Raw genomic sequence first — 9,821 nt, 5'->3', positions numbered from 1 at the left:
AGCCCTCGATACCGACACGGTAGATCTCGGAAACCAGCTTGCTCTTGGGCAGGCCGGGCTCGATCACCTCGAGGATACGCGTATGCATGCCCTCGACGATCTTGCCGGCAATGCGCATGTAGGCGACTTCCTGGGGAGACTTGATCGCCCGACACCAGTTGACCAGCGCATTGGCATCCATGAAGCGGGCATGGGGCAGCTCGCGCAGCAGGCACTGATAAGCCTTGGCCGAAAAGTAGTAGTTGTCCATCTCCATTCCCACCACCCCCTGGTGCCAGCCGCGATCGGGCATGATCGACTGGGCCAGGTAGTCCATGGGATGCATGTCGGGGTTCTGGACGTAGTAATCGGGGTAGTAGGTGATGTTGTCCGGATCGATCCAGCAGGTCCGCAATGCGCCATTGGCATCCATGCGTCGGCCATACCAGACCGGCTCGCCCTCCAGCCCCACCAGCACGCACTGGTGCACATAGAAGGACCAGCCATCATAGCCGGTCAGCCAGGCCATGTTGGAAGGGTCGCTGATGATCAACACGTCAATCCCTCGGCTGGCCATTTCGGCCCGGACCTTCCAAAGCCGGGTGGCATATTCCTGACGCGTGAAGGGCAGGGTGACCTGATTCATGAAGCGTTCGCCATAGCATCACCAATAACCGGCCGTCTCCACGGGGAGAGGGCCGGACCAGGGTTATCGACACCGGTTAAAAGCGATAATTGTCATGATAATACAGGAAGAAAATCATGACAATCTCCGGTCAATGTCGCTAAGCTGATACTAGCACCACACCTCTGCTGGCGGTCAAAGGCTTTATTGAATCATGACAATTGATCTGACTCCCTACTTGACCGATACCGGGCCCAAGTACCTGGCCATTGCGCGGGCCCTGTCCGAGGCGGTTCGCCAGGGAGAGATCGCCCCTGGCACGCGACTGCCGCCCCATCGCCAACTGGCCGAAAACCTCGGTGTCAGCGTACAAACCGTTTCGCGCGCCTACGCCCAGGCCGAAAAGATGGGCCTGTTACAGTCGCGGGTCGCAGCGGCACCTGGATCAATGCCCTGGACGATGCCCGGGAGTCCGCCTACCTGCGCGGACATGAGCCGCGCCACGAGAGCCCGCTGATCGATCTCTCCATTGCCCACCCGGTCTGCCCTCCCGGGCACCACCTGCGCTTTCGCCAGGCGCTGGCCGAACTGGCGGAGCATGCCAGCCCCGATGTGATTACCGCCTGCCGGCCCATCGCCGGCCTGCCCCACCAGCGCGAGCGCGCCAGTGCCTGGCTGCAGTCCCGACTCGGTGTGCCCGGCGAGGTGGACGACAGGATTCTCTGCAACGGCGCGGCCCATGGCCTGATGCTGGCCATCTCCAGCGTGGTCCAGCATGGTGACCTGGTTCTAACCGAAGCCCTTACCGACCATGGGCTGATCGCCCTGTCGCGAACCCTGGGCTTCCAGCTGCGGGGGGTGGCCATCGACGACGAAGGCATCATCCCGGAGGCGCTGGAGTCGGCATGCCACCGCTTCAAGCCCCGAGCCGTGTACCTGACGCCGACCCAGTTGAACCCGACCGGTGCGACCATGGGCGAGGCTCGCCGTGACGCCGTGGCCGAGGTGCTGGCGCGCCATCGTGTATGGCTGATCGAGGACGATGTCCATGCCTTGCTCGAAGGCCCGATGCTGACGCCCCTGACCGCACGGATACCCCAGCTCGGCTTCCATGTCACCAGCATGACCAAGATCACCGTGCCGGGATTGCGCGCCGGCTACCTGACCGTGCCCCGCGGCCAGCTGCACCACGTGCTGCCCCGCATGCGAGCCACCACCTGGATGGCCACGCCACTGATCTTCGAACTCGCCGACCGCTGGATCGCCGACGGCAGCATCGAGGCCATGGCCGCCGAACAGCGGACGCTGCTGGGTGAACGTCAGGCACTCGCCCAACGACTGATCGGTCACCACTCCCTCGCCTCCCGCCCCACCAGCCTGCATGTCTGGGTGACGCTGCCGGGTGCCTGGCGAGCGGAGGAGATGCAACAGCAGGCCGAGCAGGAGGGCCTGGCCATCACCACCGCGGTTCCGTTCATGGTCGAGCAGACGCCACCCCCACGGCGCATCCGGGTGAGCCTGGGGGCAGAGCAGGACCTGAAGCGCCTTGAGGAGGGGCTGAAACGACTGGCAGTCTTGCTCGACGAGTCACCCCCGCCGATGATGCAGATCATCTACTGACCTTCACTAACCACGGAGAAGGAGACTCTGATGCGTGTATTGATCCATATCGACCAGGCTGCCACCTGGCGCGACGCCTTGGCCGAACACCTGCCGGACGCCGAGATCCTCACCAGCGAGGCACCCGCCAACCAGCGCCGGGATATCGACTACCTGGCCGCCTGGAAGCCGCCCGAGGCGCTGCTCAGGGAGCAGACCGACCTCAAGGGCATCATCAACCTGGGCGCCGGTGTCGATGCCCTGCTCAACAACCCCGGCCTGCCCGATGACGTCCCCATCGTCAAGCTGCGCGATGCCGGCATGGCCGAGCTCATAGGCGACTACGTGCGTTACGGCGTGCTGCATTTCCAGCGCGACTTCGACCGCTATCGCCGGCAGCAGGCGCGCCACGAGTGGCGGGAGCACACGGTGGACGACAAGCGCGACTGGCCGGTGGGCGTGCTGGGCCTTGGCGCCATCGGTGCCAAGGTGGCCAGCATGGTTGCCGCCGACGGCTTTCCGGTCCATGGGTGGAGCCGCTCACCCAAGCAGCTGGATGGCATCACCTGCCACCACGGCGACGACGGTCTTCCCGAACTGCTCGGCCAGGTACGCACCCTGGTCTTGCTGCTCCCCGGCACACCACATACCCGCCATATCATCAATGCCGAGGCACTGGCCTCCCTGCCGGAAGGGGCCAGCCTGATCAACCCCGGTCGCGGCACCCTGGTCGATGAAGCGGCACTGCTGGAAGCACTGGGCGAGGGAGAGTCGGAAGGCCGGCTTCGTGGCGCCCTGCTCGACGCCTTTCCCGCGGAGCCGCTATCCGAAGAGAGCCCGTTCTGGTCTCACCCGAGGGTATGGGTGACCCCACACATGGCCGGCCCCACCCCGCTGAAGGACGCCGTGGGCCAGGTCGCCGAGCTGATCGAGGCCTTCGAGGCCGGCGAAACGCTCGAGACCGTAGACCCCGGCGCCGGCTATTGAATCGTTGCTACCATGGACATATTCCTACTAGAAAGGAGGGATAGACGATAGGCTGAAGATGACACTCATGGATCTCCCTGGAGGTGCACGATGACGACCCGGATCGACTACCGTAGGCAAGACGCCCTGCTGGTCGTGGACATGCAGAACGACTTCTGCGAAGGCGGCGCCCTGCCGGTGGAGGGTGGCAAGGCACTGGTGCCCGGCATCAATGCCGAGATCGGGGCCGCCCGCGCCGCCAGTGCACTGGTGGTCGCCTCCCGCGACTGGCACCCCATCGACCATGTCAGCTTCGAGCATCGCGGGGGTTCCTGGCCGGTTCACTGTGTACAGGACACCTCCGGCGCCGCCTTCCACCCGGGCCTCGACTACAACGACGACACCATTCGCGTCAGCAAGGCCACGGCCTTCGATGCCGATGCCTACTCCGCCTTCGATGGCACCGGCCTCGCCGGCTACCTGCGCGATCGCGGCATCGAGCGCGTCGTGGTTTGCGGGCTTGCCATGGATGTGTGCGTCAAGGCCACCGCGCTGGAAGCCAGCCGGGAAGGCTTCGCTGTCGTGCTGCTGGCGGGGCTGACGGAACCCGTCGACCCCGAGGCCCGGGACCGCTGCACCCGGGAGCTGGAAGCCGACGGCATCGAGGTTCATCAATGAGGCATTCGGTCTGCGTGCAAGTGGATGACAGTGATCTGACCCTGCTCACCGACCTCTATCAGTTGACCATGCTGCAGGCCTACTGGAAGGAGTCGATGCAGGAGCGGGCCACCTTCAGCCTCTACTTTCGCAAGCTACCCCCCACCCGGCGCTTCATGCTGGCCTGTGGCCAGCAGCATGCCGCCGCCCTGGCCAGTCGGCTGCGCTTCTCGTCATCGGCGCTGAAACAGCTGGCCGACACCGGCAAGTTCGACGATGCCTTCCTCGACTGGCTGGCCGGCTGGCGCTTCACCGGTGATATCTGGACCCTGCCGGAGGGGACGCCGGTGTTCCAGAACGAGCCCTTCCTCGAAGTGGACGCACCGATCGCCGAGGCACAGCTGCTCGAGAGCCTGATCATGAACCTGGTGCAGCTGGAAACGGTGCTGGCATCCAAGGCCGTGCGCCTCGTCATGGCCGCCCGGGGCAGGCCGGTGGTCGATTTTGGTCTGCGCCGAATGCACGGCGTGGACGCGGCGGTGCGCGGGGTGCGTGCCTACCGTACCGCTGGCCTCACCGCCACCAGCAACGTGCTGGGCGGGCTGCGCCATGACCTGGAAATCAGCGGCACCATGGCACACAGTTATATCCTGGCCCACGACAGCGAGCGCGAGGCTTTTCGTGCCTTTGCGCGCCACTATCCGGACACCACCCTGCTGGTGGATACCCACGACACGCTGGAGGGAGTCCGCATGGTTATCGAGCTGTTGGCGGAGGAGCCCGACCTGCGCATCAGTGCCGTGCGTCTTGATTCCGGCGACCTGGGTGATCTCGCCCACCGCTCCCGCGCCCTGCTTGACGAGGCCGGCTTCGAAGCCATCAAGATCGTCGCCAGCAGTGGGCTCGATGAACACAGTATCCGGGAACTTGTCGAAGACGGAGCGCCCATCGATGCCTTCGGCGTGGGCACGCAGATGGGGGTCTCGGCCGACGCGCCGGTCATCGACCTCTCCTACAAGCTGGTGGAGTATGCGGGCATACCCCGGGTCAAGCACTCGACGGGCAAGGTCAATCTGCCCGGCCGCAAGCAGCTCTACCGGCGCCGCGACGCTCGGGGCCGCTATGCCGGGGACATCATCGCCAGTCGCGATGAGCCGGTCACCGATGGCGAACCGATGCTGGTGCCCCTGGTGCAGGACGGCAAGCTGGACGAGTCGCTCATGGCCATGGCCGACGATGCCCGTGAGCGGGTCCGGTCCTGTCTCGAGGCAATGCCCGAGACGCTGACTCGACTCGACCCTGGCGAGAGCGACTACCCGGTGGAGCTCAGTGAAACGCTGAGCCGGCTACAGCAAGATTGACGACAGCGCGGCGGATCATGCAACAAGCGTGCATCGGGGAACCCGGGCGGCCTTCCCGAGCTCAGACTGATTGCTACTTTGCCACTCCACCTCACCACCCCATGTTGAGTCCCATGAGCCGACCGTCGCCTTCTTTCACTTTCCTGGTCTTGCCGCTGCTCCTGCTCGCCCTGGGTATCACCCAGGTCATGGCCGCCCCGACTGCCGCCAAGCCGGCCTCCCCCGGCGGCACCGAACGGCAGGTCAGCCCCCAGCCCTTCGAGGCGCGGTACCGGCTGGAAGTGAGCGGCTGGCCCAATGCCTCCATCGAGCACCGCCTGAGTCGAGAGAGCCATCACTGGCATAGCCAGATGAATGCCTCCATCGCCGTGGCTCGAGGCAATGAACGCAGCCGCTTCTTCCTGACCCCGGATGGCGTTCGCTCGGTGAACTATGCCAGCGGCTACTCGTTGCTGGGCATTGGCGGCGACTACCGGCTTGGCAGCGACGAGCTGAGCGAGCTCCCCGATCGCCAGGCCGCACTGTTCGACCTCTCCCTGAGCGTGCTGAACGGAGGCTGCCAGGAGAAGAACGGCTGTCGCCTGGTCTATCAGGATCATCGCGGCCGCGAGGAGATCATCGACTACCGGGTGCTCGCCCGGGAGACGCTGCGTCTCCCGGCGGGCGAGTTCGAGGCCATCAAGGTGGAAGTGCTGGACCCTGAAACCCCTGACCGGCAGATGACGTTCCACTTCCACCCCGAACTTCCCGGCCTGCTGTTGGCAGTGGACTATCGCCGCGACGGCAAGCGAAGAAGCCGGCTTGCCCTCACCTCTCTCGATACCCCCCTCGACACCCGGGCTCCCTGACCCATGGCGTAATCGCTTCTCCCCAGTGCCTTTCCCGCCGACGCCACCGAGGCTGGTCGAGCCGGTGGCGGCACTCGCGGCAAAAGGCTGCTAGAGTGTGGCGCTTTGCGCGCCCGGCGGCCATGACAAGGAAATGGGTCTCGATGTTGAGCGGGCTGTTGATCGTCCTTTTGCCGCTGCTGCTGGGCTACCTGGTGCCGGTTCGCCATGCCGGCTTGATGAACCTGATCAACCGCAGCGTCAACGCATCGGTTTATGCCATCCTGCTGCTGATGGGGGTCAGCCTCGCCGGACTCGAGAACCTGGCACGAGAGCTGTCACGGATGGGGAGCCAGGCGCTGCTGCTGTTCATCGTCATCACCGCTGCCAACCTGGCGGCCCTATGGTGGCTATCGCATCGACTCGGCTTGCGCTTCGGACCGTCACCGGTGGTCGCGAATGCCCCGACGACCAAACTCGCCGCCATGCTCGGCTCCCTGGCTCTGGTGGCGGTGGTGGTCCTCGGAGTGCTGATCGGGCTCATCCTCGGCTGGCTGGGTGGCCAGGCCATCTTCCCCGCTGCCGAACAGCTGGCCGAGTGGGCGCTCTATGCCCTGCTGGCCCTGATCGGATGCCAACTGCGCAATTCGGGCATGCCACTTCGCCAGATCCTGCTCAACCGACATGGACTGGCCATCGCCACGACCCTGGCCGTCAGCTCCCTGCTTGGCGGCCTGATCGCCGCGCCGCTACTCGGCCTGCAATGGAACGAGGGTCTGGCGCTGGCTTCCGGCTTCGGCTGGTACTCGCTCTCGGGCATCCTGATCGGTGATCAGCTCGGTCCCCTGCTCGGTGGCGTGGCCTTCTTCAATGACCTGGCCCGTGAACTGCTGGCCTTCATCCTGATCCCGCTATTGATTCACCGCCACGCGCCATTGGCCATCGGTTACGGGGGGGCAACCTCCATGGACTTCACCCTGCCGGTGATCCAGCAGCACGGCGGGGTAGCCTGTGTGCCGATCGCCGTGGTCAGCGGCTTCATTCTTTCCCTGCTGTCACCGCCCTTGACTCTCTTTTTCCTGTCGCTCTGAAACCGGGGTAGATACCGACGCCAACGGCAGACGAGCCACCTCTCAATACTTAGCCAAAAGTCTAGGTTGATATCCGTGCCGATAAGCGGCTAACTGAGCGCCAGACGATCTTAATCGTTTAAGTCTTTTCAGCACCACCGATAACAACAAGCCCACGAGGATACCCGCCCATGTTCAAGAAGACGTTGATTCCCACGCTCATCATGGCAACAGCCGCCAGCATCAGCCATGCCCAGGCCGCGGACCTGACCATCTCCTGCGGTGCCGTCGGCGCCGAACTGCAGCTCTGCCAGGAGGGAGTCAGGGCCTGGGAAGAAAAGACCGGCCATAGCGTCGATGTGGTTTCGACGCCCAACTCATCCACTGAGCGCCTCTCGCTCTATCAGCAGATTCTGTCCGCCAACTCCACCGATATCGACATCATGCAGATCGACGTGGTCTGGCCCGGCCTGCTCGCCAACCATCTCCTTGACCTGCGCGAGGTGCTCGGCGATGCAGCCGGTGAAGGGCATTTCGACACCATCATCGAGAACAACACCATAGACGGCCGCCTGGTCGCCATGCCGTGGTTCACCGATGCCGGCGTGCTCTACTACCGCAAGGACCTGCTGGAGAAGCATGGCCACGAGGTGCCCGAAACCTGGGAGCAACTCACCGAAACCGCCCGGGATATCCGCAATGCCGAGCGTGCCGAGGGCAGCGAACGCATGCAGGGCTTCGTCTTCCAGGGCCGCGCCTACGAAGGCCTGACCGTCAATGCCCTGGAGTGGGTAGCAAGCCATGGCGGCGGCACCATCGTCGATAGTGACGGCGAGATCACCATCAACAACCCCCAGGCCGCGGCTGCACTAGACCTGGCGGCGTCCTGGATCGGGGATATTTCGCCCAACGGCGTCCTCAACTACACCGAGGAAGAGGCACGGGGCGTATTCCAGGGCGGCAATGCCGTGTTCATGCGCAACTGGCCCTACGCCTGGGCGCTGGCCCAGAGCGAGGACAGCGAGGTGCGCGGCAAGGTCGGCGTGACCCAGCTGCCCTACAGCGGCGAAAACAGCAGTGCCGCAGGCCTCGGCGGCTGGAACCTGGCCGTCTCCCGCTACAGCGAGAATCCCGAACTCGCCGCCGACCTGGTGGCCTTCCTCACCGGCGAAGAGGAGCAGAAGCGTCGTGCCATCGTGGGTGCCTACAACCCCACCCTGGCGTCGCTCTACCACGATGAGGAAGTGCTCGAGGCAGTCCCCTTCTTCGGCGACCTCTACGAGACCTTCGTCAATGCCGTGGCTCGCCCATCCGCCCCCACCGGTGATGCCTACGGCCGCGTCAGCAATGCTTTCTTCAGCGCCGCCCATGACGTGCTGTCCGGCGACAAGACCGGTGAACAGGCTGTCAGCGACCTCGATCATGACCTGTCCCGCGTCAAGCGCCGTAACTGGTAACCTCCCTGGAGCCCGAAATGTCGACTCCCGTCACCGAAAGCGCGCCGATACCGGCGCGCCCCCTGCCGAGGCACAAGCGCAGCACCAAGGTGCGTCGCCAGCGGGTACGTGCCGCCTGGCTCTTTCTGGCGCCGATGCTGATCGTCCTTGTGCTGGTTGCGGGCTGGCCGCTGCTGCGCACCTTCTACTTCAGCTTTACCGATGCCTCCCTGTCCGACCTGAGCAATATTCTGTTCATCGGAATGGAGAACTATCTGGTCTATGAGGAGGGTCGCTGGTATGGCGTGCTGGCCGACCCCATCTGGTGGCGCTCCGTCTGGAATACCGCCTACTTCTCGGTGGTATCGGTCTCGCTGGAGGTGGTGTTCGGCATCATCGTGGCGCTGGTGCTCAATGCGGAATTCAAGGGCCGCACCCTGGTGCGAGCCGCGGTGCTGATTCCCTGGGCGATCCCCACCATCGTCTCGGCGCAGATGTGGGCCTGGATGCTCAACGACCAGTTCGGGATCATCAACCACCTGCTGATGCTGCTCGGCATCATCGGCGAACCGATCGCCTGGACGGCGGATGCCGACTACTCCATGTGGGCGGTGATCATGGTCGACGTATGGAAGACCACCCCCTTCGTCGCCCTGCTGGTGCTCGCCGCGCTGCAGATGCTTCCCAAGGACTGCTATGAGGCCGCCGAGGTGGACGGCATCCACCCGGTCAGGGTCTTCTTCAAGGTCACCCTGCCGCTGATCACCCCGGCGCTGATGGTGGCGGTGATCTTCCGCCTGCTCGACGCCCTGCGCGTGTTCGACGTCATCTACGTGCTGACCTCCAACTCCACCAGCACCATGTCGATGTCAATCTACGCACGCCAGCAGCTGGTCGAGTTCCAGGACGTGGGCTATGGCAGCGCCGCCTCGACCCTGCTGTTCCTGATCATCGCACTGGCCACCATTGCCTACCTCTACCTGGGTCGCAATCAATTGAAACTGGGAGGCGACTGATGACCTCACGCCAGCTCTCCAAACACGCCACCCGCATCGGCTTCTGGGTACTGGTGGCCCTGGTCGTCGTGATAGCGGTCTTTCCGTTCTACTATGCGGTCAAGACATCCTTCACCCCCTCCAGCGAGCTTTTCCATGTCGAGCTATGGCCCTCTCGACTGGATTTCACCAACTACGTGCAGATCTTCACCCAGAAGAGCTTTCTGCAGGCGATCTTCAACTCGATCGTGGTTGCCACCAGCGTGGTGTTCATCGCCCTGCTRCTCGGCATCACCGCCTCCTATG

The 9,821-nt window shown here is 64.2% G+C and carries 10 protein-coding genes and 1 pseudogene; 10 read left to right on the top strand and 1 reads right to left on the bottom strand.

Annotated features, from left to right (window positions below; all coding sequences use genetic code 11):
- Window positions 1–625, bottom strand: a 625-nt coding sequence (locus Q427_RS05370) for an aminopeptidase P family N-terminal domain-containing protein (RefSeq protein ID WP_043511729.1), incomplete at its 3' end; no start/stop codon positions are given.
- A 193-nt stretch (window positions 626–818) separates the two neighbouring features.
- On the opposite strand from Q427_RS05370, the gene Q427_RS33360 reads away from it, so the two are divergent.
- The 10 genes and pseudogenes from Q427_RS33360 to Q427_RS05325 form a co-directional block, all read left to right on the top strand.
- A complete protein-coding gene (locus Q427_RS33360; protein ID WP_231613434.1) occupies window positions 819–1,121 on the top strand; it encodes a GntR family transcriptional regulator in 303 nt (100 codons plus the stop codon).
- Window positions 1,049–2,224, top strand: a complete 1,176-nt coding sequence (ehuR, locus tag Q427_RS05365) for a MocR-like ectoine utilization transcription factor EhuR (protein WP_442905436.1) — start codon at window positions 1,049–1,051, stop codon at window positions 2,222–2,224. Before Q427_RS33360 ends, ehuR begins: the two co-directional genes overlap by 73 nt.
- A gap of 30 nt (window positions 2,225–2,254) precedes the next feature.
- Window positions 2,255–3,190 (top strand): 2-hydroxyacid dehydrogenase, encoded by a 936-nt coding sequence (locus Q427_RS05360; protein WP_043511728.1) that lies wholly within the window; start codon window positions 2,255–2,257, stop codon window positions 3,188–3,190.
- 90 nt (window positions 3,191–3,280) lie between these two features.
- Window positions 3,281–3,847 (top strand): nicotinamidase, encoded by a 567-nt coding sequence (locus tag Q427_RS05355; protein ID WP_043511726.1) that lies wholly within the window; start codon window positions 3,281–3,283, stop codon window positions 3,845–3,847.
- The gene (locus tag Q427_RS05350; RefSeq protein ID WP_043511725.1) at window positions 3,844–5,187 is read left to right on the top strand and encodes a nicotinate phosphoribosyltransferase; all 1,344 of its coding nucleotides are present in this window, start codon (window positions 3,844–3,846) and stop codon (window positions 5,185–5,187) included. The genes Q427_RS05355 and Q427_RS05350 overlap by 4 nt, the downstream gene beginning before the upstream one ends.
- Window positions 5,188–5,300: 113 nt before the next feature.
- Complete coding sequence (locus Q427_RS05345; protein ID WP_043511723.1) at window positions 5,301–6,035, top strand: hypothetical protein; 735 nt, start codon at window positions 5,301–5,303, stop codon at window positions 6,033–6,035.
- Window positions 6,036–6,178: 143 nt separating this feature from the next.
- Window positions 6,179–7,105 carry a lysine exporter LysO family protein gene (locus Q427_RS05340; protein WP_043511721.1) on the top strand — a complete coding sequence of 309 codons (927 nt, stop codon included), beginning with the start codon at window positions 6,179–6,181 and terminating at the stop codon, window positions 7,103–7,105.
- A 170-nt stretch (window positions 7,106–7,275) separates the two neighbouring features.
- Window positions 7,276–8,541: an ABC transporter substrate-binding protein gene (locus tag Q427_RS05335; RefSeq protein WP_043511717.1), complete on the top strand. Its 1,266-nt coding sequence runs from the start codon at window positions 7,276–7,278 to the stop codon at window positions 8,539–8,541.
- A 17-nt stretch (window positions 8,542–8,558) separates the two neighbouring features.
- Complete coding sequence (locus Q427_RS05330; protein ID WP_043511715.1) at window positions 8,559–9,536, top strand: carbohydrate ABC transporter permease; 978 nt, start codon at window positions 8,559–8,561, stop codon at window positions 9,534–9,536.
- Window positions 9,536–9,821, top strand: a pseudogene (locus Q427_RS05325) (carbohydrate ABC transporter permease); the annotation flags it as partial. The gene Q427_RS05330 and the pseudogene Q427_RS05325, both read left to right, overlap by 1 nt.

The organism is Halomonas sp. BC04 (genome assembly GCF_000568385.1).
The sequence above is the reverse complement of the archived record's forward strand: the minus strand, read 5'-3'. Positions and strand labels throughout refer to the sequence as shown.

Excerpts from the sequence above, each read along its gene's own strand:
- Q427_RS33360 (WP_231613434.1), top strand. The coding sequence starts at position 819 with ATGACAATTGATCTGACTCCCTACTTGACCGATACCGGGCCCAAGTAC.
- Q427_RS05360 (WP_043511728.1), top strand. The coding sequence starts at position 2,255 with ATGCGTGTATTGATCCATATCGACCAGGCTGCCACCTGGCGCGACGCC.
- Q427_RS05355 (WP_043511726.1), top strand. The coding sequence starts at position 3,281 with ATGACGACCCGGATCGACTACCGTAGGCAAGACGCCCTGCTGGTCGTG.
- Q427_RS05350 (WP_043511725.1), top strand. The coding sequence starts at position 3,844 with ATGAGGCATTCGGTCTGCGTGCAAGTGGATGACAGTGATCTGACCCTG.
- Q427_RS05345 (WP_043511723.1), top strand. The coding sequence starts at position 5,301 with ATGAGCCGACCGTCGCCTTCTTTCACTTTCCTGGTCTTGCCGCTGCTC.
- Q427_RS05340 (WP_043511721.1), top strand. The coding sequence starts at position 6,179 with ATGTTGAGCGGGCTGTTGATCGTCCTTTTGCCGCTGCTGCTGGGCTAC.
- Q427_RS05335 (WP_043511717.1), top strand. The coding sequence starts at position 7,276 with ATGTTCAAGAAGACGTTGATTCCCACGCTCATCATGGCAACAGCCGCC.
- Q427_RS05330 (WP_043511715.1), top strand. The coding sequence starts at position 8,559 with ATGTCGACTCCCGTCACCGAAAGCGCGCCGATACCGGCGCGCCCCCTG.